The sequence below is a fragment of the Sphingomonas fucosidasi genome (assembly GCF_036663855.1).
Taxonomy (GTDB): domain Bacteria; phylum Pseudomonadota; class Alphaproteobacteria; order Sphingomonadales; family Sphingomonadaceae; genus Sphingomonas; species Sphingomonas faeni_B.
Window position 1 is genome coordinate 689,831 of record NZ_JAXOJR010000001.1, and the last position, 23,097, is coordinate 712,927.

General features: G+C 64.8%; 21 protein-coding genes and 1 other annotated feature. Of the genes, 9 read left to right on the plus strand and 12 right to left on the minus strand.

The genetic code is table 11. The features are described from left to right. Positions 1–2 precede the first annotated feature (2 nt). The 4 genes from cysN to U1737_RS03005 all read right to left on the minus strand — a co-directional run bounded on the left by cysN (position 3) and on the right by U1737_RS03005 (position 5,210). Complete coding sequence (cysN, locus tag U1737_RS02990; protein ID WP_332795546.1) at positions 3–1,916, minus strand: sulfate adenylyltransferase subunit CysN; 1,914 nt, start codon at positions 1,914–1,916, stop codon at positions 3–5. Then, complete coding sequence (cysD, locus tag U1737_RS02995) at positions 1,916–2,842, minus strand: sulfate adenylyltransferase subunit CysD (protein WP_332795547.1); 927 nt, start codon at positions 2,840–2,842, stop codon at positions 1,916–1,918. Before cysD ends, cysN begins: the two co-directional genes overlap by 1 nt. Positions 2,843–2,912: 70 nt before the next feature. After that, positions 2,913–4,391: a SulP family inorganic anion transporter gene (locus U1737_RS03000; RefSeq protein WP_332795548.1), complete on the minus strand. Its 1,479-nt coding sequence runs from the start codon at positions 4,389–4,391 to the stop codon at positions 2,913–2,915. A 68-nt stretch (positions 4,392–4,459) separates the two neighbouring features. Then, positions 4,460–4,515: a sequence feature (sul1 is cis-regulatory element that is thought to sense ions involved in sulfur or methionine metabolism; They are found in Alphaproteobacteria), on the minus strand. A 245-nt stretch (positions 4,516–4,760) separates the two neighbouring features. Further along, on the minus strand, positions 4,761–5,210 hold the full coding sequence (locus U1737_RS03005; RefSeq protein ID WP_332795549.1) for a DUF488 domain-containing protein: 450 nt from the start codon (positions 5,208–5,210) through the stop codon (positions 4,761–4,763). Between the two features lie 73 nt (positions 5,211–5,283). Between U1737_RS03005 and trmFO the strand changes: the two genes are divergently transcribed. Then, positions 5,284–6,651 (plus strand): methylenetetrahydrofolate--tRNA-(uracil(54)-C(5))-methyltransferase (FADH(2)-oxidizing) TrmFO, encoded by a 1,368-nt coding sequence (gene trmFO / locus U1737_RS03010; protein ID WP_332795644.1) that lies wholly within the window; start codon positions 5,284–5,286, stop codon positions 6,649–6,651. Here the strand turns inward: trmFO and U1737_RS03015 are convergent. Both U1737_RS03015 and U1737_RS03020 read right to left on the minus strand, forming a co-directional pair. Continuing rightward, positions 6,587–7,087, minus strand: a complete 501-nt coding sequence (locus U1737_RS03015; protein ID WP_443027068.1) for an EF-hand domain-containing protein — start codon at positions 7,085–7,087, stop codon at positions 6,587–6,589. The two genes, trmFO and U1737_RS03015, sit on opposite strands and share 65 nt — an antisense overlap. A gap of 36 nt (positions 7,088–7,123) precedes the next feature. Continuing rightward, positions 7,124–7,816 (minus strand): squalene/phytoene synthase family protein, encoded by a 693-nt coding sequence (locus tag U1737_RS03020; protein ID WP_332795550.1) that lies wholly within the window; start codon positions 7,814–7,816, stop codon positions 7,124–7,126. 105 nt (positions 7,817–7,921) lie between these two features. On the opposite strand from U1737_RS03020, the gene U1737_RS03025 reads away from it, so the two are divergent. Genes U1737_RS03025 through U1737_RS03035 form a run of 3 tightly spaced genes read left to right on the plus strand, consistent with a single transcriptional unit; the run spans position 7,922 to position 10,976 of the window. Next, positions 7,922–9,721 (plus strand): TadE/TadG family type IV pilus assembly protein, encoded by a 1,800-nt coding sequence (locus tag U1737_RS03025; protein WP_248520674.1) that lies wholly within the window; start codon positions 7,922–7,924, stop codon positions 9,719–9,721. Continuing rightward, entirely contained in the window at positions 9,718–10,332 is a 615-nt protein-coding gene (locus U1737_RS03030; protein ID WP_248520673.1) for a TadE/TadG family type IV pilus assembly protein, read from the plus strand. The genes U1737_RS03025 and U1737_RS03030 overlap by 4 nt, the downstream gene beginning before the upstream one ends. Beyond that, positions 10,329–10,976, plus strand: a complete 648-nt coding sequence (locus U1737_RS03035; RefSeq protein WP_332795551.1) for a TadE/TadG family type IV pilus assembly protein — start codon at positions 10,329–10,331, stop codon at positions 10,974–10,976. Before U1737_RS03030 ends, U1737_RS03035 begins: the two co-directional genes overlap by 4 nt. A gap of 48 nt (positions 10,977–11,024) precedes the next feature. On the opposite strand, the gene U1737_RS03040 is transcribed toward U1737_RS03035, so the two are convergent. Both U1737_RS03040 and pdhA read right to left on the minus strand, forming a co-directional pair. After that, entirely contained in the window at positions 11,025–12,452 is a 1,428-nt protein-coding gene (locus U1737_RS03040; protein WP_332795552.1) for a pyruvate dehydrogenase complex E1 component subunit beta, read from the minus strand. After that, positions 12,452–13,504 (minus strand): pyruvate dehydrogenase (acetyl-transferring) E1 component subunit alpha, encoded by a 1,053-nt coding sequence (pdhA, locus tag U1737_RS03045; protein ID WP_332795553.1) that lies wholly within the window; start codon positions 13,502–13,504, stop codon positions 12,452–12,454. The genes U1737_RS03040 and pdhA overlap by 1 nt, the downstream gene beginning before the upstream one ends. A 369-nt stretch (positions 13,505–13,873) precedes the next feature. Here pdhA and U1737_RS03050 point away from each other — a divergent pair, with 369 nt between their 5' ends. Genes U1737_RS03050 through U1737_RS03060 form a run of 3 tightly spaced genes read left to right on the plus strand, consistent with a single transcriptional unit; the run spans position 13,874 to position 17,453 of the window. Continuing rightward, positions 13,874–15,226, plus strand: coding sequence for an MFS transporter (locus tag U1737_RS03050; RefSeq protein WP_332795554.1), 1,353 nt, complete (start codon positions 13,874–13,876; stop codon positions 15,224–15,226). Further along, positions 15,223–16,143 carry a cysteine synthase A gene (cysK, locus tag U1737_RS03055; RefSeq protein WP_248520669.1) on the plus strand — a complete coding sequence of 307 codons (921 nt, stop codon included), beginning with the start codon at positions 15,223–15,225 and terminating at the stop codon, positions 16,141–16,143. Before U1737_RS03050 ends, cysK begins: the two co-directional genes overlap by 4 nt. Beyond that, positions 16,140–17,453, plus strand: a complete 1,314-nt coding sequence (locus U1737_RS03060) for a cell wall hydrolase (protein WP_332795555.1) — start codon at positions 16,140–16,142, stop codon at positions 17,451–17,453. Before cysK ends, U1737_RS03060 begins: the two co-directional genes overlap by 4 nt. A gap of 129 nt (positions 17,454–17,582) precedes the next feature. Here U1737_RS03060 and U1737_RS03065 read toward each other — a convergent pair whose 3' ends face one another. Genes U1737_RS03065 through hisI form a run of 4 tightly spaced genes read right to left on the minus strand, consistent with a single transcriptional unit; the run spans position 17,583 to position 20,715 of the window. Further along, a complete protein-coding gene (locus U1737_RS03065) occupies positions 17,583–19,385 on the minus strand; it encodes an acyl-CoA dehydrogenase C-terminal domain-containing protein (protein ID WP_332795556.1) in 1,803 nt (600 codons plus the stop codon). A gap of 3 nt (positions 19,386–19,388) precedes the next feature. Further along, complete coding sequence (locus tag U1737_RS03070; RefSeq protein ID WP_248520666.1) at positions 19,389–19,838, minus strand: MerR family transcriptional regulator; 450 nt, start codon at positions 19,836–19,838, stop codon at positions 19,389–19,391. A gap of 32 nt (positions 19,839–19,870) precedes the next feature. Continuing rightward, the gene (locus U1737_RS03075; protein ID WP_332795557.1) at positions 19,871–20,356 is read right to left on the minus strand and encodes a hypothetical protein; all 486 of its coding nucleotides are present in this window, start codon (positions 20,354–20,356) and stop codon (positions 19,871–19,873) included. After that, positions 20,353–20,715, minus strand: coding sequence for a phosphoribosyl-AMP cyclohydrolase (hisI, locus tag U1737_RS03080; protein WP_248520664.1), 363 nt, complete (start codon positions 20,713–20,715; stop codon positions 20,353–20,355). Before hisI ends, U1737_RS03075 begins: the two co-directional genes overlap by 4 nt. A gap of 120 nt (positions 20,716–20,835) precedes the next feature. Between hisI and purF the strand changes: the two genes are divergently transcribed. Then, positions 20,836–22,293, plus strand: coding sequence for an amidophosphoribosyltransferase (purF, locus tag U1737_RS03085; RefSeq protein ID WP_332795558.1), 1,458 nt, complete (start codon positions 20,836–20,838; stop codon positions 22,291–22,293). A 16-nt stretch (positions 22,294–22,309) separates the two neighbouring features. Beyond that, a complete protein-coding gene (locus U1737_RS03090; RefSeq protein WP_332795559.1) occupies positions 22,310–23,020 on the plus strand; it encodes an SDR family NAD(P)-dependent oxidoreductase in 711 nt (236 codons plus the stop codon). Positions 23,021–23,097 lie beyond the last annotated feature (77 nt).

A 23,097-nucleotide genomic window follows, 5' to 3' on the forward strand; every position in this document is an offset into this window, starting at 1 on the left:
ACTCATGGGATCAACATCGCGACGATCGCGTCGGCCGCCTCTTCCGGGGTCATGCCGGTCGTGTCGATGCGGATCTCCGGGTTCGCCGGCGCTTCATAGGGCGAATCGATACCGGTGAAGTTGGCCAGCTTGCCCGCCCGCGCCTTCGCATACAGCCCCTTCACATCGCGCCGTTCGGCCTCGGCGAGGGACGTATCGATATGTACCTCTATGAACTCGCCCGGCGCCATCATCTGCCGCACCATCTCGCGCTCGGCGCGGAACGGCGAGATGAACGCGGTGATGACGATCAGCCCGGCGTCGGTCATAAGCTTGGCGACTTCGCCGACACGCCGGATATTCTCGACCCGGTCCGCATCGGTGAAGCCAAGATCGCGGTTCAGGCCGTGGCGGACATTGTCGCCGTCGAGCAGGAACGTGTGCCGGTTCATTCGCGCGAGCTTCATCTCGACGAGATTGGCGATCGTCGACTTGCCCGCGCCCGACAGCCCGGTGAACCACAGCACCGCCGCCTTCTGGTTCTTCAACGCCGCGTGCGCCTCACGGCCAATGTCGGTCGCCTGCCAATGCACGTTCTGCGCACGCCGGAGGGAGAAGTGCAGCATCCCCGCCGCGACGGTCGCGTTGGTGATCTTGTCGACCAGGATGAACCCGCCAAGCTGGCGATTGTCCGCATAGGGCTCGAACACCAGCGGCCGGTCGGTCGAGAGGTTCGCAATCCCGATCGCATTCAGTTCGAGCGTCTTGGCAGCAAGCCGCTCCATCGTGTTGACATTGATCTGGTATTTCGGCTGCTGGACCGTCGCAGTCACGGTCTGCGTGGCGAGCTTCAGCCAGTAGGGCCGTCCCGGCAGCATCTCCTCGTCCGCCATCCACACGACCGTCGCCTCGAACTGATCGGCAGCCTCGGGCGGCGAGTCCGCAGCCACGATCACGTCGCCGCGTGAGCAATCGATCTCGTCCGCGAGCGTCAGCGTCACCGACTGCCCGGCGACCGCGCTCGGCAGATCACCGCCCAACGCGACGACGCGGGCGATCGTCGAGGTGCGTCCGCCCGGCAGGATGCGCACAGCGTCGCCCGGCGCGATCGATCCGCTCGCGACCAGCCCCGAGAAGCCGCGAAAATCGAGGTTGGGACGATTGACCCACTGCACAGGCATCCGGAACGCGCCCGCCTGATCTCCGCTGACGTCGAGCGTCACCGTGTCGAGGTGATCGATCAGCGTCGGCCCCTCGTACCAGGGCGTGTTCACGCTCGGGGCGGTGATGTTGTCGCCCTTGAAGCCGGAGATCGGCATCGGCGTGAAGCCGGCGATCCCGATCGACTCCGCGAACGCCGCATAGTCCGCGACGATCCGGTCGTAGGTCGCCTGGTCGTAGCCGACGAGGTCCATCTTGTTCACGGCTAGCACGAGGTGCTGGATGCCGATCAGATGCGCCAGATAGCTGTGCCGCTTGGTCTGCGTCAGTATGCCCTTGCGCGCATCGACCAGGATCACTGCCAGATCGGCGGTCGACGCGCCGGTGATCATGTTGCGCGTATATTGCTCGTGCCCCGGCGTATCGGCGACGATGAACTTGCGCTTCTCGGTCAAGAAATAGCGATAGGCGACGTCGATCGTGATGCCCTGCTCGCGCTCGGCGGCAAGCCCGTCGACCAACAAGGCGAAGTCGATCTCCTGGCCTTGCGTGCCGACCTTCTTCGAATCGCTCTCCAATGCGGCAAGCTGATCCTCGAAGATCATCTTAGAATCGTACAGCAAGCGCCCTATAAGTGTGGACTTTCCGTCATCGACGGACCCGCAGGTGATGAAGCGGAGCAGGCTCTTATGCTGGTGCTGGAGCAGATAGGCATCGATGTCCTCGGCGATGATGTCCTGCACTTGGTAGGCAGATTCCTGCGTGCGCGTAGCCATCAGAAATAGCCCTCCTGCTTCTTCTTCTCCATGCTCGCCGAGCCCGCGTCGCGGTCGATCGCGCGGCCCTGCCGTTCGCTGGTGGTCGTCAGCAGCATCTCCTGGATCACCGCGGACAGGCTGGCCGCCTCGCTCTCGACGGCACCGGTCAGGGGATAGCAGCCGAGCGTGCGGAAGCGGATCGAGCGCTGGACCGGCACCTCGCCCGGCTCCAGGCGGAAGCGATCGTCGTCGACCATCAGCAGCATCCCGTCGCGCTCGACGGTCGGGCGCGGCGCGGCAAAATACAGCGGGACGATCGGGATGTCCTCGAGCTGGATATATTGCCAGACATCGAGTTCGGTCCAGTTGGAGATCGGGAATATGCGGATGCTCTCGCCCTTCGCCTTCCGCGCATTGTAGAGGTTCCACAGTTCGGGGCGCTGCTGCTTCGGGTCCCAGCGGTGATGCGCCGCGCGGAACGAGAAGACGCGTTCCTTCGCGCGGCTCTTCTCCTCGTCGCGGCGCGCGCCGCCGAACGCCGCATCGAACCCGTGCAGATCGAGCGCCTGCTTGAGCCCCTCGGTCTTCCACATATCGGTGTGCAACGCGCCATGATCGAACGGGTTGATCCCGCGCGCCTCGGCCTCGGGGTTCTTGTAGACGAGCAGCTCCATGCCACTCTCCGCCGCCATCCGGTCGCGCAGATCGTACATTGCCTTGAACTTCCACGTCGTATCGACGTGCAGCAGCGGAAATGGCGGCGGCGACGGGTGGAAGGCCTTCCGCGCGAGATGCAGCATCACCGCGGAGTCCTTGCCGACGCTGTAGAGCATCACCGGGCGCTCGCACTCGGCGACCACCTCGCGCAAGATATGGATGCTCTCCGCCTCGAGCCGCTGGAGATGCGTGAGCGACACGGGGCCGGTATCTGGAAGTTTCGTCATCCCCCTCGACGTAGGGCGTCGGGGCGGCGCGTACAGCATCGTATTTCTCGCCCGCCCCAAAGATCGAGCACTAGCCCCCGATCGGGTCCATCATCAGCGGGGCATGCCGATCGACCAGCGTGGCACTCGCCGTGTTGAGGCCGATGACCTCGACCTCGCGGCCGTGGCGGCGCAGTTTGCCGACCACATCTTCGAGCGCGGCGACCGCCGTGACGTCCCAGAGATGCGCGTTGGTCAGGTCGATACGGACGGCGCGGGCCGTCTCGCGGAGGTCGAAGCGATCGGCGAAAATGTCGGCGCTGGCGAAGAAGATCTGTCCGCTTACCCGGTAGATGCGCGTGTCGCTTGCCACGTCGTGATCGATCGCGACGTCCATCAGCCGGGTGACCTTCCAAGCGAAGAACACGCCGCTGAGCAGCACGCCGACGCCGACGCCGAGCGACAGATCGTGAGTCGCGACGGTGACGACGACGGTCGCGACCATCACCACGCTCGACATCTTGGGGTGCCGTGCGAGGTCGCGGAGCGAGCCCCAGGAAAAGGTGCTGATCGACACCATGATCATGATCGCGACCAGCGCCGCGACCGGCACCTGCGCGACCCACGGCCGCAGCGGGACCATGACGATCAAAAGGAACACGCCCGCGACCATCGTCGAGAGCCGCCCGGTGCCGCCGTAGCGGACATTGCCGACGGTCTGACCGATCATCCCGCACCCAGCGATGCCGCCGAACGCACCCGCCGCGATGTTGGCAAGGCCGAGCCCGGTGCACTCGCGTGCCTTCGAGCTGGTCGTCTCGGTGAGTTCGTCGACCACGCTGGCGGTCATCATCGATTCGAGCAGGCCGACTGCGGCCATCGCGAATGCGTAAGGGGCGACGATCCGCAGCGTGTCCCAATTGAAGGGCACGTTGGGCAGACCGAACGACGGCAGTGAATCCGGCAAGCGGCCGAGATCGCCAACGGTCTTGAGCGGCATCGGGACCCACATCGCGATCGCGGTGAGGACGACGATGCAGATCAGCGGCGAGGGGATCGCGCTGGAGATGCGTGGCACGAGGTAGATGATCGCGAGGCCGCCGGCGATCATCGCATAGGCCTGCCAGCTGACGCCGACCATCTGCGGCACCTGCGCCGAGAAGATCAGGATCGCGAGCGCGTTGACGAAGCCGGCATAGACCGACTTCGACACGAACCGCATCAGGATGTCGAGCTTGGCGAGGCCGAATGCGATCTGGAGCACGCCCGCGAGGATCGTCGCGACGAGCAGATATTGCAGGCCGTATGCGTGGACGAGCGCAGCGGCGACGAGTGCGACGGACCCTGCCGCGCCGGAGATCATCGCCGGGCGCCCGCCGGCGAATGCGATGACGATGCCGATGACGAAAGAGGCGAACAGGCCGACTTCGGGATCGATGCCGGCGACGAACGAGAAGGCGATGACCTCTGGGATCAGTGCGAAGGTGCCGACCATGCCGGCGAGAACGTCACGGCGCGCGGCCGTGGGGCCGCTGAACCATTCGGCCCGGTAACGAGAGAGTGATGTCATGTGTGTATCCGCATAGGACGCGAGAACCGCGGCGATTGCGCGGGCGGTTCGTGATAAAGGCGTCGGTGCGTTGTCCGGCGGATCGGCGGCCGGAATAGCCACCCGGAATTGCACCGGGTCCAAGCGAGTGGGGGTGCGTTAGCGGAGAGTGTGCTGTGTTGCAACAATTGCCTGTATTACCCTGTCGGCATAATCCTCAATCGCGACTTTGCGCATGCCCCCACCTAGTAACCGTCACCCCAGCGAAAGCTGGGGTATCTCTCCAGGCAGATGCAGCGCGCCAAACAGCGATACCCCAGCTTTCGCTGGGGTGACGGATAGCGGACGAGGCGGCGTGGCGGGGTTTTACGAAATGACAGCGAGCGTTGCCTATGTGAACAGATCCACGACCTCGCCCCCCTCGCCCACCGCCACCGCCCGCAACAACAGCGTCCGGTGGCAATGACACGGGTCGCGCTCGTAACACAGCAGCGCACTCGGCTTCTCCGCGGCCAACCCGAGCATGATCGCCGCCTGTGCCTGAGCCTCGGGCAACTCCAGCTGCTCGTCATACACCGCGGTCAGCGTTGCCACGTCGCCCTTCTTCGCCGCATCGCGTCCGCGCTTCGGCGTTCCCAACGCCTTCAGGTGGACGTAGTCGATCTCGACCTCGCGCAACGACGCCGCCAGCGACGTCTTCGAGAACCCAGGCCGCCGCGATAACGGGAGCGCGCGGACGTCGATTACCCGCTCCACCCCCGCCGCCTTCAGCGCGCTGAGGAAATCAGCCATCGTCGTGGCCTCGTAGCCGATCGTGAAGATCTTCGCGGGGTGGGTCATGAAGGCGAAGTGGGATGGCACCGCCGACACGACAACCGCTGACAGGACAGCTGTCCCGCGCTATCTGACCGGAATGACCCACGATATTCATGTCATCGGCGGCGGCCTCGCCGGTTCCGAAGCCGCCTGGCAGCTTGCCGAGGCCGGCCTCAAGGTGCGCCTTTCCGAAATGCGCGGCAGCGGGGAAGGCACGCCCGCGCACCAGACCGACGGGCTTGCCGAACTCGTCTGCTCGAACAGCTTCCGCTCGGACGATGCGGAGAGCAACGCGGTCGGCCTGCTCCACCAGGAGCTGCGCACGCTCGGCTCCTTGATCATGCGGCAGGCCGATATCCACCGCGTTCCCGCAGGCTCAGCGCTCGCCGTCGATCGCGACAATTTCTCGAACAGCGTGACGGAGGCGATCGACCAGCATCCGAACATCACGCTGGTCCGCGAACGCGTCGATGCCCTGCCCGCCGGCCCGACGATCATCGCCACCGGTCCGCTCACCGCCGCCTCGCTCGCCGCCGGGATCGGGGCAGAGACCGGGCGCGAGGCGCTGGCGTTCTTCGACGCGCTCGCGCCGATCGTCCACCGCGATTCGATCGACATGGATACCGCGTGGTTCGCGTCGCGCTGGGACAAGGGTGAGGGCAAGGATTACATCAACTGCCCGATGGACAAGGACCAGTATCTGGCCTTCCACCAGGGGCTGGTCGACGGCGAGAAGACCCCATTCAAGGAGTGGGAGAAGGACACGCCCTATTTCGACGGCTGCATGCCGATCGAGGTGATGGCCGAACGCGGCGTCGATACGCTGCGCTATGGCCCGATGAAGCCGGTGGGCCTCGACAATCCCAAGACCGGCCGCTGGCCGCACGCCGTCGTCCAACTCCGCCAGGACAACGCGCAAGGCACGCTGTGGAACATCGTCGGCTTCCAGACCAAGCTGAAGCACGCTGACCAGGTGCGGCTGTTCCGCACCATTCCCGGCCTGGAAAATGCGGAGTTCGCGCGCCTCGGCGGGCTGCACCGCAACACGTTCATCCGCTCGCCAGAGTTGCTCGACGAGACGCTGCGACTGAAGTCGCGCCCGAACATCCGCTTCGCTGGCCAGATCACCGGGTGCGAGGGGTATATCGAAAGCTGCGGGATCGGCATGCTCGCTGGGCTGTTCGCGGCGGCCGAACTCACCGGCAAGACGTTGACGCCGCCTCCGTACGCGACCGCGCTCGGCGCACTTCTCGGGCATATCACCGGGGGCGCGGAGGCCGAGACGTATCAACCGATGAACGTGAACTTCGGGCTGTTCCCGCCGATCCCCGGCCGGACGAAGAAGACCGATCGCAAGCGGATGTATACCGACCGGGGCCGTGCGGCGCTCGCAGAGTGGCTCAACTCTCCTCGGCAACAGCCTGAACCGGTGGACAATTCAGCCGAGCTGGCCCCTTCCGCTTGACCCCGGTCGTGGCAAATTCAGGCGCGGTCATCGTGCCCGATTTGTCACGGTCCGCGTCGGCGAACTTGGTCGTCGCCTTCACCGCCCATTCGTCGAACGACAGTTTCCCGTCGCCGTCCACGTCGAGCCGCGCGTAAGCCTTGCGCCGCTGGACGAGATATTCCTCGCGCGTGATCTGCGCATCGCGGTCCTTGTCGTAGCGATCGAAGCGCTTCTGTTCGCGCGTCTTGGCTGTCGCCTCAGGGGCGGCATCGGGTAGCGGATCGGTTGGGACCGCCGCGCTGCCCGCTTGCGACATCGGTTGTGCAGGCAGCAGGGGCCGGGGCCGCGCGTTTCCGCTGAACAGCATGAACCCCGCGACGATCAATGCGATCACCGCCGCCCCGCCCGCCAGATACCGCCACATCGCCGCCACCCCCATTGCCCAAGCCTGCACGCTAGGCCCCGGATGCGACGATCCCCATCCGATTGGTCAGTATCCGGTCAGTCTGTGCCACGCCAACCGCCCGACCCGCTTCGGGCTGCCGGGTGGCGGCGGTGAATCCGACACGTCGAACCGCGCCGATAGCGCCATCGCCCCGAGCGCCCGTGCCCTGCCCGGCCAGCGACCCCGCAATGCCGCGTCGAGCGCTTCGACTGCCCGCGCGTGCGCCAACGCACGGCTCGGCGCGTCGGTCAGCCGCTGAGACAGATCGGCCATCGCCCAACCCTCGCCTGCCAGCCCAACGCGCGCATCGGTCACCGACAGCAATGTGCCGGCCAGTTCGAACACTCTGCGCCCCCGATCGCGCGCGAACCGTTCCACGGCCGCGGCATCGAGCACCGGCTCCAGCAGAGCCTCCCACCCATCGGTCATCGCCGCCAGCATGGTCCCCGATACGCCAGCCGGCAGCACGCACGCCTGGAGCGCGGTCAGCACGGGCTCGGCGGGCGCTGGCGCAATGTCCAGCCGCCCCAGCGCCTCATACCACCACGTCAGTCGCATCTGGCCAACCAACGGCTCCCGCGTCGTCCGCAGGATCGCACCCAGCGTATCGTCGAGCGCGAATAGGGCTTCGAGAGCCGGGCGTGCGACGGGATCGGCATAGCTCAGCGAAAGACTTCGCTCGGGCGCCCGACCTCGACCACGATCGATCACGTGTTCGGTTTCCGACGCCTTAACCATGTTGCTTGTACTGCCTTTATCGGTCGGGGCCCCAAGGATGCAGCCTCATCATCATCCGCGGGGTCGGCAGTGTCCAATAAAGCGAAACGGGAAAGGAGCAACGGCATGCGCAGTTTTGCGTGGCTTCCTCTACTGTGTCGTTTCCTCGGGCACACCGGCGGCAATACGCTGATGATCGCCGCGGCAGCGCTGATACCACTGACCGGCATGGTTGGCGGTGCGATGGACATGAGCCGGCTCTGGCTGACCAAGACGCGGATGCAGCACGCGTGCGATGCAGCCGTGCTTGCGGGGCGCAAGCAAATGGGTGGCGGCACATGGGGCGCGACCAGTAACGCCGCAGCGAACCAGTTTTTCACCGCCAATTTCGCCGATGGCGCGTATGGCAGCACCGGCCTTACCAAAAGCTTTTCCGAGAGCGGCGGCAAGGTGTCGGGCGTGGTCGGTGCGGTCCTGCCGATGACACTGATGAAGGTGATGGGGTTCGACAGCAGGGCGCTGACCGTCACCTGCGACGCCGAGATGCGATTGCCCAACACCGACGTGATGTTCGTGCTCGATACGACCGGTTCGATGGCGCAGAAGGCCGTCAACACCGATCCACAGACCAAGATCCAAGGCCTGCGGAGCGCGGTAAAGTGCTTCTACGAAATTCTTGCCAAGCTCCCTACCGATGCAGTCTGCGCGGCGAGCAAGCCAACTGGAGGGACCACCGGGGTACAGATCCGCTTTGGATTCGTGCCTTACGCGACCAACGTCAACGTCGGATATCTTCTTCCGACCAACTTCGTCGCGAATTCTTGGCCTTACCAATCTCGAACCGTTAACTCGACAAGTTCCGGATTTGGTCCCACTATACAATACGACCAGCAGTTCTATCTCGGTAGCACCAACTGTCCTGCGGCTCCGGCATCAACGGCCACCCGTCAATATTCGGTCGTTAAGGGCTCCGCATACTTCATCTATACGAGCTGTACGTATTATTATCAGGACAGGGTCAACACGGTAACTTGGCGCTATGGCCAAATTACCCATGACATTTCCGGACTGAAGAACGGATCAACCTGGAACACCAGCTTTACGTTGCCCATCGGTAATAACGGGACCGCCAAGACGATCGACTGGGATGGATGCATTGAGGAACGGGCGACCGTGTCCGGGACGAATTTTACCCCGATACCGGCTGGCGCGAAAGATCTCGATATAGACAGTGCGCCCGTTCCCGGCGACGCCTCGACATTATGGGCTCCTGCCCTCCCCGACGTGATCTACACCCGGCAGAGCAACGGGAACAGTACCGGCGGGTGGAACCGGAACTCGGTTACCACCACGGACGAATACGGCAACGGCTCCTATTACGCGTGCCCACGTCCAGCCCGGAAGCTTCAGGCCTGGGGCGATCCTGCAGTGTTCGACGATTATGTCGACAAGTTGACGCCGGAGGGCAACACCTATCACGACATCGGTATCCTGTGGGGTGCGCGCCTCATGTCGCCGACCGGCATCTTCAAGTCCGAGAACGCGACTACTCAGCAGGGCGGCGATATCGAGCGACATATGATCTTCATGACCGATGGCGACACCGCGACCCGTCTCAACGACTACGGCGCTTACGGCGTACCATGGTTCGACAAGCGCAACGTGGCGAACCCGGGCGCTACCACCGACAGTTACAACGATGAGATCAACGCCCGCTTCGCTGCGCTGTGCACGGCCGTGAAGAACAAGAACATCACGCTATGGGTTATCTCGTTCGGCGACGGATCGAACTCCACGACGGAGAGCCGCCTGCAAACCTGCGCGACCTCAAGCAGCTATTATTTCAAGGCATCGAGCTCGGCCGCGTTGCAGACTGCATTCAGCAGCATAGCGAATCAGATCTCGCAATTGCGGCTTACGAAGTGAGGTGGCGTCGCGCCTCGACATCGCTCGCCGGCGATCGACGCGGGGTGGCGCTCGTCGAGTTCGCCCTTGTCGCGCCCGTACTCGTGCTGTTCCTCGTCGGCGCGTTCGACATCGCGCATACGCTCTACATGCAGTCGGTACTGCGTGGCATCGTCCAAAAGACGGGACGCGATTCGGCATTGGAAGACGCCGGATCGACGGCACGGCAAGCCGTCATCGACGCCGACGTCACGAGCCAGGTCCGGCTGCTGTACAACAGCGCGGCGGTGAAGTTCACGCGGCGCTCGTTCACCACCTATACGCAAGCAGCCGCGAAGATTCCGGAGGCCTATACCGATACGAACGATAACAAGACCTGCGACGCCGGCGAGCCGTATATCGATGCTAACAACAACAGCGCCTGGGACCCCGATGGCGGCGGCGCGGGTCAGGGCGGCGCGAAGGACCGCGTGATCTATACGGTCACCGCGACCTACCCCTCTATCCTGCCGCTGTATAAATATGCGGGTGGAACGGCGACTCGGACGGTGTCCGCCACCACGATCCTGCAGAACCAGCCGTATTCGGACCAGCAGGTCACGACCGGTACTGCAACCAGGTATTGCCCATGATCACGGTCCGACGACTGATCCGCAGCGCAGGACGGCTCCGCCACGATCGATCGGGGCTGGCGTTGCTCGAATTTGCGATCGTCTTCCCGGTGCTCCTCACGCTCTCGTTGACGGGAGCGGAAATCACCAATTTCATCACGACCAAGATGCAGGTCAGCCAGCTCGCGCTGATGCTGGCCGACAATGCCGCGCGGATGGGGATCGGTTCGCCGCTGGCCGCCAAGACGATCAGCGAGGTCGATATCAACGACCTGTTCGTCGGCGCCAATCTCCAGTCGGGCTCGCTCGACCTGCGCACGAACGGTCGCGTAATCCTGTCGGATATCGAGCAGGATCCGGCCAATGCCAATAAATTCCAGATAAAGTGGCAGCGCTGCTACGGCCTGAAGACGAATCATGGCTCGACATACGGCACGGCACCGTCGAGCAACCTGCCCGGCGTGGGACCCGCCGGGCGCCAGATCACAGCGCAGGACAATAGTGCGACGATGTTCGTCGAGGTTTATTACGTCTACAAACCGCTGGTAAGCGCGTCGCTCGTGCCATCGGCCACGATTACCGAGATCGCCTCGATGGCTGTGCGCGAGCGGCGCGATCTTTCCACCATCGTCAAACCGACAGGGGTGATCGCGTCGACCTGCTGAACCGAATGGCAGTGGGCAGGGCAGCCTTGGTCCCCTGCCCACTGCCAATTACTTGTAGGTCACCTTCTTCGCCGCCGTCACGACCTTCGCAACGTCGACCAGCATCAGCTTTTCGAGGTTCGCCGCATAGGGCATCGGCACGTCCTCGTTGGTCACGCGCAGCACCGGCGCGTCGAGGTCGTCGAAGCCGTGCTCCATCACCACCGACACGATCTCCGAAGCGATCGAACAGGTCGCCCAATTCTCTTCGACGATGATCATTCGGTTGGTCTTGGCGAGGCTATTCAGGACCGTCTCGGTGTCGAGCGGGCGCAGCGTGCGCAGGTCGATGACCTCCGCGTCGATGCCTTCTTCGGCAAGCTTCTCGGCGGCTTCGAGCGAAATCCCGACGCCGATCGAGTAGCTGACGATCGTCACGTCCTTGCCCTCGCGGACGATCCGCGCCTTGCCGATCGGCAGGACGTGGTTGTCGAGCTTGGGGACGTCGAAGCTGCGACCGTACATCAGCTCGTTCTCGAGGAACACGACCGGATCCTCGGTACGGATCGCTGCCTTGAGCAGACCCTTCGCATCCGCCGCATCATACGGCGCGATCACGATCAGGCCGGGGACGCTCGCATACCACGCCGCGAAATTGTGCGAATGCTGCGCACCCACGCGCGACGCGGCGCCGTTGGGACCACGGAACACGATCGGGCAGCGCATCTGGCCACCCGACATGTAGTTGGTCTTGGCGGCCGAGTTGATGATGTGGTCGATCGCCTGCAACGCGAAGTTGAAGGTCATGAACTCCACGATCGGACGCAAGCCGCCCATCGCCGCGCCCGCACCGATACCGGCAAAACCGTATTCGGTGATCGGCGTGTCGATCACGCGACGGTCGCCGAACTCGTCGAGCAGGCCCTGTGTGACCTTGTACGCGCCCTGATACTGCGCGACTTCCTCGCCCATCACGAAGACGCGGTCGTCCTCGCGCATTTCCTCGGCCATCGCGTCGCGAAGCGCCTCGCGGACGGTCGTCTTGACCATCTCGGTGCCCTCGGGGATCGCGGGGTCGGAGATGCCGACCTTCTCCGCCGAGGCGACGAGCTGCTGCGTGCCGCTCTCGGCCTTCGCAGGCGAAGCACCTTCGGGAACCGGCGGTGCCTTGTCGTCCGACGGCGTTTCCTTCGGCGCGGCGTTGGCCGCATCGCCGGAGCGTGCCTCGGCCGGCTTCTGGTCGCTCGCGCTCTCGCCCTCTTCGAGGATCGTCGCGATGACGGTGCCGACCTTCACGTTGTCGGTGCCCTCAGGCACGGCGATCGAACCGATCGTGCCTTCGTCGATCGCCTCGAACTCCATAGTCGCCTTGTCGGTCTCGATCTCGGCGAGGATGTCGCCCGACTTGACGCTGTCGCCTTCCTTGACGAGCCACTTGGCCAGCGTGCCCTCTTCCATCGTCGGGGAGAGCGCGGGCATCTTGATCTCGATCGCCATCAGTACGTCTCCACCAGAACGTCGGTGTAGAGCTCGGCAGCATCCGGCTCCGGGGTCTGCTCGGCGAAATCGGCGGCTTCGTTCACGATTTTCCTGATTTCCTGTTCAAGGGACTTGAGGTCCGCCTCGGTCACGCCCTGCGCGTCGAGCAGCTTCTTCATGTGATCGATCGGATCCGACTTGTCGCGAACCGCCTGGACCTCGTCACGCGTGCGGTACTTGGCCGGATCGGACATCGAGTGGCCACGATAGCGATAGGTCTTCATCTCGAGGATGACCGGACCCTTGCCCGCACGGACCCACGCCAGCGCTTCCTCGGCGGCACCGCGGCAGGCCAGCACGTCCATGCCGTCGACCTGGATGCCGGGAATGCGGAAGCTCTCGCCGCGGCGATACAACTGGTCCTCGGCGGAAGCCCGGTTGACGCTCGTGCCCATCGCGTACTGGTTGTTCTCGATCACGAAGATGATCGGCAGCTTCCACAGCTCGGCCATGTTGAAGCTCTCGTACACCTGGCCCTGGTTTGCGGCGCCGTCGCCGAAATAGGCCATGCAGATGCCGCCGTCGTTCGAGTATTTATGCTTGAACGCGAGGCCGGTGCCGAGCGACACCTGCGCACCGACGATGCCGTGGCCGCCGTAGAATTTATGCTCGGTCGAGAACATGTGCATCGACCCGCCCTTGCCCTTCGAGATACCCGAATTGCGTCCGGTCAGCTCGGCCATGATCACCTTCGGGTCGATCCCGTAGGCGAGCATGTGGCCGTGATCGCGGTAGCCGGTGATCACCGAATCGGTCTCGCCGTTGAGCGCGGACTGCAGCCCGACCGCGACGGCTTCCTGGCCGATATACAGATGGCAGAAGCCACCGATCAGACCCAAGCCATAGAGCTGGCCCGCTTTTTCTTCGAAACGACGGATCAGCAGCATCTGCCGATACATTTCGAGCAGTTCGTCCTTCGACGCCTCGTACGGTTTCGGTTCTGCCGGTCGTTCGCGGTTGGTGATCGGCGGTTCGGCGATGGCGCGTACTGGTGGGGGGGTCTTGGCCACGATGTGGGAAACCTCGTTTTCCGTAGGGGAGTTGAGGGAGCCTATAGGCGCGGACGGGGCGGAACATCAATTCCCGTCTAAGGTATGTTCGTTTTGGGGGAGCGGGATGGGGGCGGAGGGTCCGCGCTGCCCTATGCCTCAGTCATCCGACTCGCCTAGTAATGCTCACCCACAGCCGTCATCCTGACGAAAGTCAGGACCCAGAGTAACGAAACGCTGTCCTTAGTAATCCTGGGTCCTGACTTTCGTCAGGATGACGGCGGGTATACGGCGGCGCGGGTGATCCGACGGTTCAGCCACGCCACTATCCCCACCCCAAGCAAAGCTCCGGTTGCCCTCCCTGCGAGCCACCGCCTAAAGCCAGCCGCAATGGCTCCCACGACAGACCCCCACCAGCATCCCTTACGGATCGCCAATTTCCGCGCCTATTGGCTGTCTCGCTTCACCGGCACGATCGCGGTCAGCGCGATGTCGATCGTGATCGGGTGGCAGGTCTACAACATCGCCCGCGAGACGATGGACATCCGCCAAGCGGCCTTCATGCTCGGTATGATCGGGTTCGCTCAGTTCGTGCCGCTGTTCCTGCTGACCCCGATCACCGGCCTTATCGCGGACAGCTTCGACCGCCGCTGGATCGTCCGGGGCACGACGACGCTGCTGGTGCTCACGGCCGCGACATTGTGGTTGCTGACGTGGACCGGCCACCTCACGCTTGGCGTCCTGTCCGTCGCCGCGGTGGCTTTCGGCGTCGCGCGAGCGTTCTCGGGGCCCGCCTACTCCGCCCTAGCCCCCAACCTAGTCCCCCGCGCGGTTCTCCCGACAGCGATCGCGATCAGTTCGATCGCGTGGCAGGTCGGCACGATCGCCGGCCCTAGCGTCGGCGGGCTGCTGTATGCGATCCACCCGGAGGTCGCTTACGGTGTGGCGACGATCCTGTTCCTCGCCGCGCTCGTTTTCATGTTCATGATCGGCCCGGTACCGCAGCCCGCGACGCAGACCGATCACCGCCCGCTTGCCCGGATCATTGAGGGCTTCACCTATGTCCGCCGCAACCGCCTCGTCCTCGCGACCATCACGCTCGACCTGTTCGCGGTGCTGCTCGCCGGCGCAACGTCGCTGCTGCCGGTCTATTCGCGCGACATCCTGCACGTCGGCTCGCAAGGGCTGGGCGTGCTCGCAGCGGGCATGGGCATCGGCGCGGCGATCACGGCCGTGTGGTTCTCGGTCCGGCCGATGAGCACCAATGTCGGCGTGAAGATGCTGATCGCCGTCGTCGTGTTCGGCCTCGCGATCCTCACCTTCGGCGTCGCCACGCCGATCGTCGATCTGCTCGGCATCGCGCCCGGCACGATCGCCGGCATCCCGGTCCAGCCCGCCTTCGTCCTCAGCCTCGTTGCGCTGATCGTCGCGGGCGGCGCAGACATGATCTCGGTCTATGTCCGCCAGTCGCTGATCCAGCTCCACACGCCAGATGCCATGCGCGGCCGTGTCAGCGCAGTGTCGCAGCTCACCATTTCCGCCTCGAACGAGCTCGGCGAATTCGAGAGCGGCGTGATGGCATCGCTGCTCGGCCCGGTCGGCGCAGTGGTGTTCGGCGGTGTCGGTGCTATTGCGATCACGATCGGCTGGGCGCGACTATTCCCGGAACTAGGCCGCGCGAAAACCTTTGATCCCCCAGAGATCCTGGAAACCGAACCTCAGCACGGAGAAGCCAAGCCATGAAGGCCAACTCGATCCTGGACACGATCGGCAACACGCCGCACGTCCGCCTGTCGAAGCTGTTCCCAGAATCCGAAGTCTGGGTGAAGTCCGAGCGCTCGAACCCCGGCGGCTCGATCAAGGACCGCATCGCGCTCGCGATGATCGAGGCGGCGGAGAAGGACGGCCATCTCAAGCCCGGCGGCACGATCATCGAGCCGACCAGCGGCAACACCGGCATCGGCCTGGCGCTCGTCGCCGCGGTAAAGGGGTACAAGATCGTCCTCGTCATGCCCGAGAGCATGTCGATCGAACGCCGTCGCCTGATGCTGGCCTATGGCGCAACGTTCGATCTGACCCCGCGCGAGAAGGGCATGAAAGGCGCGATCGAGCGCGCGAAGGAACTGGTCGAGCAGACGCCCGGTTCGTGGATGCCGCAGCAGTTCGAAAACCCTGCGAACATCGCCGTGCATGTCGCTACGACAGCGCAGGAAATCCTCGCCGACTTCCGCGACACGCCGATCGACGTGATCATCACCGGCGTCGGCACCGGTGGCCACATTACCGGCGTCGCCGAGGCGTTGAAGAAGGAATGGCCGTCGCTGAAGGTCTACGCGGTCGAACCCGCCGCCTCACCGGTGATCGCCGGCGGGCAGCCCGGCCCGCACCCAATCCAGGGCATCGGCGCGGGCTTTATTCCGGTGAACCTCCACACGCAGGCGCTCGACGGCGTGATCGAGGTCGACGCCGGTGTGGCAAAGGACATGGCGCGCCGCTCGGCGACCGAAGAAGGCATGCTGGTCGGCATCAGCTCGGGCGCGACGCTCGCGGCGATCCTCCAGAAGCTGCCCGATCTGCCTGACAACGTGCGCGTTCTCGGCTTCAACTACGACACCGGTGAGCGCTATCTGTCGGTCCCGGACTTCCTGCCCGAACAGTGAGGACCGATCTCTCCGCGCGCGGCACCCGGGTGCTGCGCGCCACCCTCGTCGGCATCTCCGCGCTGGCAATCGTCGGGCCTGCGCTGGTCGTCGCCAACGCGCCCACCATCGTCCACGTCTCGAAGCGGGTGAAGCTCCCGCCGGGCCGGGTTGTGCCCCAAGCCGAAGTCCCGAAGGTCGAACCCGTCAAGTTCGTCGACCTCAGTCTTGAAGATGCGCGCGCGTTCAACGCGACGGTGCCGTTCTCGACGGCGCCCAACCCGGCCGCCCGCCCGTTCCGCTTTGCCGGCGGGCCGGAGGATCTGGCACGTGCGACCGATTGCATGGCGGCGGGAGTCCTCTACGAGGCCGGCGACGATACGCTGGGCGAACGCGCCGTCGCGCAGGTCGTGCTCAACCGCCTCCGCCATCCGGCGTTTCCGAAGACCGTGTGCGGCGTGGTGTTCGAGGGGCAGGACCGGTCGACCGGGTGCCAGTTCAGCTTCAGCTGCGACGGCGCGATCACCCGCTGGCATCCCACCGACGATGCCTGGCGCCGTGCGCGCGAGGTCGCCGCTGCATCGCTGTCCGGCGCGGTATTCAAGCAGGTCGGCTATGCCACGCATTACCATACCGACTGGGTCGTGCCCTATTGGCAGTCGAGCCTCGACAAGATCACCGCGGTCAAGACGCATCTATTCTTCCGCTGGTCCGGCTGGTGGGGCACGCCGCCGGCGTTCGGCCGCCATCCCGAGACGATCGAGCCCGCAATCGCGCAACTCGCCGCCCTGTCCGACGCGCACAGGACCGGCGCCGTACTGGCCGAGGCGGACGCCGCACTGGCGGAGGCGTCGATCGCGATGGGGTTCGGTGCGGCCGCCGAGGCGGCGTCTGCGCCCGTGATGCCGCTGGATAGCGACACGATTTTCATGACGCTGCCGCGCAACCAGAGCGCCGACGGCCTCACTGCGCTTGCGGTCCAGGCGTGCGGGGACAAACCCTTTTGTCGGTATATGGCGTGGACCGACGGGACGAAGACGGCGACTGCAATTCCGCTGGAGCCAGCGCAGACCGCCGCGCTGAGTTTCAGCTATCTGCGCGATCGGGGGAGCGACTACGAACGATCGCTGTGGAACTGCCGCCAGTTCAAGCGCGCTGATGCGGACCAGTGCATGGTGACGCGGGCGGCAATGACCGCCGCATCGCCGCCACCCGCCGCTGCGCCGAACGCGCCTGCTGCGGCGGTCGAACTGAACGGTGTGCGGCGCAGACCGAACGCCATGTCGGCGTCCATAGCGACGCCCGCGCCGACTGCGCCGGTCACGAAGTAGGAAAACCCCGCTCCCCTGCCTGGATGGGAGGGGAGCGGGGTGGGTAGACTAGATTAGGTCACAGGGGCTCGGACTCACTGGACGCGCGCTCGTTCGAGGGGAGCGAACTGTAGCCCACCCCCTCCCCGATCAGGCCGCCATGAACATCTCGGGCGGCAGCGCCATCAGCGACTCCGCACCGCCCTCGATCTTGCGGCGCAGTGCGCCTGCATCCGGCAGGATCCGCTCGGCATAGAAGCGTGCGGTGACCAGCTTGGCGTCGAGAAACGCGGCCTCGCCCTCGCCTGCTGCCTGCAGCTTGGCCGCAGCGACCGCCATCCGCAGCCACATCACGCCAACCGCGACGATTCCCATCAGATGCATATAGCTGACCGCACCCGCACCGACGTTCTCCGGGTTTTTCATGCCGTTCGCCATGAACCACATCGTCGCCGCCTGGAGCTGGCCGTTCGCCTTATCCAGCGCCTCGGCGAACGCCGCCGTCGCCGGATCGCCCTTCGCCGCGGCGACGTCGTCCGCCACCAGCTTGAAGAACGCCTGGATCCCGCGGCCGCCATTCTGCGCGAGCTTGCGTCCGACCAGATCCATCGCCTGGACGCCGTTGGTGCCCTCGTAGATCATCGCGATCCGCGCATCGCGGACATATTGCTCCATGCCCCATTCGGCGATGTAGCCGTGCCCGCCATAGACCTGCTGCGCGTTGGTCGCGATCGCATAGCCCATGTCGGTGCCGTATCCCTTGATGACCGGGGTCAGCAGCGAGATCAGGTCGCCGGCGAGCTGGCGCTCTTCCTCGCTCTCGGCATGATGCTCGAGATCGGCCTGGAGCGCGGTCCACAGGATCAGCGCGCGCAGGCCCTCGGTCAGCGACTTGCCCTCCATCAGCATGCGGCGGATGTCAGGATGGACGAACAGCGTATCTGCCTTCTCCTGCGGCTCCTTCGGCCCGGTCAGTGCGCGACCCTGGCGGCGGTCCTGCGCGTACTGGACGGCATTCTGGTAGGCGACTTCGGCTACACCAAGACCCTGAAGCCCGACGCCGAGACGCGCGGCGTTCATCATAATGAACATCGCGGCGAGGCCCTTCGTCTCCTCGCCAACCAGCCAACCGGTCGCCGAATCATAGTTCATCACGCACGTCGAATTTGCGTGAATTCCCATCTTGTGCTCGATCGACCCGCAGGTGACGCCGTTGCGCGCGCCGAGCGAACCGTCCTCGTTGACGAGGACCTTCGGCACCACGAACAGCGAAATGCCCTTCACGTTGTCCGGCGCGCCCGGCGTCTTGGCGAGTACGAGGTGGATGATATTGTCGGTCAGATCATGCTCACCGCTCGAGATGAAGATCTTCGTCCCGGTGATCGCGTACGAACCATCCGCCTGCGGCTCGGCCTTGGTGCGGATCAGGCCCAGGTCGGTGCCGCACTGCGGCTCGGTCAGGTTCATCGTCCCGCCCCATTCGCCGGACACCATCTTCGGCACGTACATCGCCTTCTGCGCGTCTGAACCCTTGGCGATCAGCGCGGCGATCGCGCCGTGCGTCAGGCCAGGATACATCGCGAACGCCATGTTCGACGAGATCATGTATTCCTGGAACGCGGTCGACACGACGTGCGGCATGCCCTGCCCGCCATACTCCGGCTGGTTGCCGAGCGTCGCCCAGCCGCTCTCGACGTACTGCTTATACGCTTCCTTGAAGCCGTCCGGCGTCGTCACCGAGCCGTCCTCATGCCGTGTGCAACCCTGCTGATCGCCCGACAGGTTGAGCGGGAACAGCACTTCGGCGACGAACTTGCCGCCCTCCTCAAGCACTGCATCGACGACGTCGGGCGAGGCCGCATCGAAGCCGGGGAGATTGGAATAGCGTGGCAGGCCAACGACATGCTCGAGGACGAAACGTGTGTCGCGGACGGGGGGCGTATACTGGGGCATGATTTATCCTTGGTTGTCTTGGGCGCGGCTGGCTTCGAGAAGGGCCACGAAACTGGTGAGTTCGTCGATGGCGAGATCGATGTCGCGCTTCTGCGCCGTCAACAGCGCGATCCGCGCCTGGCTGCGCTCGATCACGACCTGGCGCTGCGCACGCCGGCCGTCGCCGAGATCGTAGAGGTCGATCATCTCGCGGATTTCGCCGAGGCTGAACCCGACGCGCTTGCCACGCAGGATCCAGGCGAGGCGCGCGCGGTCGCGGTGCGAATAGATGCGCTGCGTCCCACGACGCTCGGGCGCGATCAGGCCTTCGTCCTCGTAGAACCGCAAAGCTCGCGCGGTGACGTCGAACTCGGCGGAGAGGTCGGAGATCGTGAAGCTCTCGCGATCATGCCGCGGTTCGATCACCGCGTAGGATTCGGGAGAGACCGGGGAAGGAGATGCTCGTGTCGCCATCCCCGACGAGATAACTCTCGTTTACGTCAACGTCAATTAGCGCAGAGCAACTTCCCGGCAGATGATCTCAGCGTTGAGGCCTCCGAGCGCGATCCACTGATCCGATCGACGGTAAGCGCGGCGAGCGATGCGCGACCGGTGCAGAGCGACTCGCAGGCCTGCGTCATGTCGGCCGGAAAGATGATCCGGTCGCCGTCGAACTTCGCGTCGAATTTGCACATGCCGAACGCGACCTTGAGTGCGTCGCCGGAGCGCTCGACCGTGCCGGACGCGGTACAGCCCTGGGCCTCGCCATAATCGACGCTGACCCCGATCCGGGCAATCTTGTCCGTCCCGACGACGCAGACCCGGTCGGTATCGCGCGCCCAGGATCCTTGCAGCGGCGCGTTCGGGTCCGGCACGATGCCCGCCGTCTCGGCAGCGGCTTCCAGCCGAGCCCCCGCACTGTCCGCCACGACGTTGGACGGCTCTCGCCCACATCCGCCCAACATTAAAGCGAGCAGCAGCGCCCGCCTCATTCGGCCGGTACCAGTCCGCCCCCCTCGATCCGCCGGAAGAAGCAGGTCCGCTCGCCGGTGTGGCACGCCGGCCCCGCCGCGTCCGCGATCACCCACACCGCATCCTGATCGCAGTCGATCCGAAGCTCGGCGACGCGCAGCACGTTCCCCGACGTCTCGCCCTTCTTCCACAGCTTCTCACGGCTACGCGACCAGAAATGGGCCTCGCCGGTCGCCTGCGTCTGCGCCAGCGCCTCCGCATTCATATGCGCGACCATCAGCACGTCGCCCGACACGCGATCGGTGACGACCGCGGTCAAAAGCCCGGCGGAATCGAATTTCGGATCGAGCGTCAGGCCCGTGTCGCGGCTGTGTGTCATAACCCGGATATACCCGAAACCCGCCCCGATGCGACCAGCAGCACGCAATGTTATTACAAACAGGCGACAAGACGGCGAACCGCTCGTATAGGGCAGCTTCCGCACGACGTGAGATCCGGCATGCTGACGACAAACCCTTATGACGACGACAAACTTCGCGAAGAGTGCGGGGTGTTTGGCGTCTCGGCCACCGAAGGCGCGGCCGCGCTGGTCGCGCTCGGCCTCCACGCTTTGCAGCACCGCGGGCAGGAAGCGGCCGGGATAACCACCTTCGACGGGGCCAATTTCCACACGCACCGCGCAATGGGCCATGTCGCCGGGAACTTCGACCGCGACGACGTGATCCGCGCCCTCCCCGGCACCGTCGCCTGCGGCCATGTCCGCTATTCGACGACCGGCGAGACAGCCTTGCGCAACGTCCAGCCGCTCTATGCCGAACTGTCGACCGGTGGCTTTGCGATCGCGCATAACGGCAATATTTCCAACGCGATGCGGCTGCGTCGTGAACTCGTCCGGCGCGGCTCGATCTTCCAGTCGACGAGCGATACCGAGACGATCATCCACCTCGTCGCGACCTCGAACTACCGGACCCTGCTCGACCGCTTCATCGACGCGCTGAAGCAGATCGAGGGCGCGTATTCGCTGATCGTGATGACACCCGAGGGCATGATCGCCTGCCGCGATCCATTGGGCATACGTCCTCTGGTCATGGGCAAGCTCGGCGATGCGGTGATCTTCGCCTCCGAGACGGTCGCGCTCGACGTCGTCGGCGCCACCTTCGTCCGCGCGATCGAGCCGGGCGAACTCGTCATCGTCCAGGGTTCGGAGATCCGCTCGATCCGTCCGTTCGCACCGATGGCGGCGCGGCCGTGCATCTTCGAATGGGTATATTTCTCGCGCCCCGATTCGATCGTCGACGATCACTCGATCTATTCGGTCCGCAAGGCGATCGGCGCGCAGCTCGCGATCGAATCGCCGGTCGATGCCGATCTCGTCATCCCCGTTCCCGATTCGGGCACGCCAGCGGCGATCGGCTATGCGCAGCAGTCGGGCATCCCTTTCGAGCTCGGCATCATCCGATCGCATTATGTCGGCCGCACGTTCATCTCGCCGGGCGACAAGGTCCGCCACCTCGGCGTGAAGCTGAAGCACAACGCCAACCGTGCGCTGATCAAGGGCAAGCGGGTCATCCTCGTCGACGATTCGATCGTCCGCGGCACGACCTCGCTGAAGATCGTCGAGATGATGCGCGAGGCCGGCGCGGCTGAAGTGCATATGCGGATCGCCAGCCCGCCGACGCGGCACTCGTGCTTCTACGGCGTCGACACGCCCGAGCGCGAGAAGCTGCTCGCGGCCAAGCTCGATCTCGGCGGCATGACCGGCTTCATCCATGCCGACAGTCTGAACTTCATCTCGATCGACGGGCTCTACAAGGCGCTCGGCGAGGCGAAGCGCGCGGATGTCCGTCCGAAATACTGCGATGCGTGCTTCACCGGCGATTACCCGACCACGCTGACCGACCATGACGAAGGCTCGGAAGTCGATCAGTTCGCGATGCTCGCCGAACGCGTCATCTGATAATCCCGGAGCGATTATGACGGACAAGCCTCTCGAAGGCCGGCTGGCGCTGGTCACCGGTGCCAGCCGCGGCATCGGCGCTGCGACTGCGATCGCGCTGGCGGCGAAGGGCGCACATGTCGTCCTGACGGCGCGCACTCCAGGCGGTCTCGAAGAGGTCGAGGCGACGATCCACGCGGCCGGCGGTTCGGCGACGATCGCCCCGCTCGATCTGGCGGAGAGTGAAGCCATCGGGCGCTTGGCGACCGCGATCGGCGACCGCTGGGATGCGCTCGACATTCTGGTACTCAACGCTGGCATGCTCGGCTCGCTGTCGTCGGTCCCGGCGATCGACCCGAAGGAAATGGCGCAGGTTCTGACGCTCAACGTCAGCGCGCAGGCGGCGCTGATCGCGGCATTCGACACGATGCTGAAGAAGGCCAAGTCGGCCCGCGTGATCGGCGTGACCTCCAGCGTCGGCCGCAAACCGCGCGCCTATTGGGGCCTTTATGGTGCTTCGAAGGCTGCCTTCGAAACCCTTCTCGGCGCCTATGGCGACGAGATGGCGGAGATCAGCGCGATCCGCACGGCGATCGTCGATCCCGGTGCGACCCGCACCAAGATGCGCGCGCGCGCCTATCCGGGCGAAGATCCGAATTCGGTCAAGGAACCGACGGTGGTGGCTGACCGGATCGTGGCGCTGGCAATCGAAGGCTTCGAACCCGGCCATTTCGAGCGGGTGAACTAAAGGAATCCTCCCCCGCCAGGGGGAGGTGGCTGGCGCTTGCCAGACGGAGGGGGAGGTAAGCGACCACGTAGCTTCCG

Coding starts and splice junctions, on each gene's coding strand:
- U1737_RS03050 (WP_332795554.1), top strand. CDS start 13,874: ATGGCTCCCACGACAGACCCCCACCAGCATCCCTTACGGATCGCCAAT.
- U1737_RS03035 (WP_332795551.1), top strand. CDS start 10,329: ATGATCACGGTCCGACGACTGATCCGCAGCGCAGGACGGCTCCGCCAC.
- U1737_RS03005 (WP_332795549.1), bottom strand. CDS start 5,210: ATGACCCACCCCGCGAAGATCTTCACGATCGGCTACGAGGCCACGACG.
- purF (WP_332795558.1), top strand. CDS start 20,836: ATGCTGACGACAAACCCTTATGACGACGACAAACTTCGCGAAGAGTGC.
- U1737_RS03070 (WP_248520666.1), bottom strand. CDS start 19,838: ATGGCGACACGAGCATCTCCTTCCCCGGTCTCTCCCGAATCCTACGCG.
- trmFO (WP_332795644.1), top strand. CDS start 5,284: ATGACCCACGATATTCATGTCATCGGCGGCGGCCTCGCCGGTTCCGAA.
- U1737_RS03090 (WP_332795559.1), top strand. CDS start 22,310: ATGACGGACAAGCCTCTCGAAGGCCGGCTGGCGCTGGTCACCGGTGCC.
- U1737_RS03000 (WP_332795548.1), bottom strand. CDS start 4,391: ATGACATCACTCTCTCGTTACCGGGCCGAATGGTTCAGCGGCCCCACG.
- U1737_RS03075 (WP_332795557.1), bottom strand. CDS start 20,356: ATGAGGCGGGCGCTGCTGCTCGCTTTAATGTTGGGCGGATGTGGGCGA.
- U1737_RS03025 (WP_248520674.1), top strand. CDS start 7,922: ATGCGCAGTTTTGCGTGGCTTCCTCTACTGTGTCGTTTCCTCGGGCAC.
- cysK (WP_248520669.1), top strand. CDS start 15,223: ATGAAGGCCAACTCGATCCTGGACACGATCGGCAACACGCCGCACGTC.
- U1737_RS03020 (WP_332795550.1), bottom strand. CDS start 7,816: ATGGTTAAGGCGTCGGAAACCGAACACGTGATCGATCGTGGTCGAGGT.
- hisI (WP_248520664.1), bottom strand. CDS start 20,715: ATGACACACAGCCGCGACACGGGCCTGACGCTCGATCCGAAATTCGAT.
- cysD (WP_332795547.1), bottom strand. CDS start 2,842: ATGACGAAACTTCCAGATACCGGCCCCGTGTCGCTCACGCATCTCCAG.
- U1737_RS03065 (WP_332795556.1), bottom strand. CDS start 19,385: ATGCCCCAGTATACGCCCCCCGTCCGCGACACACGTTTCGTCCTCGAG.
- cysN (WP_332795546.1), bottom strand. CDS start 1,916: ATGGCTACGCGCACGCAGGAATCTGCCTACCAAGTGCAGGACATCATC.
- U1737_RS03040 (WP_332795552.1), bottom strand. CDS start 12,452: ATGGCGATCGAGATCAAGATGCCCGCGCTCTCCCCGACGATGGAAGAG.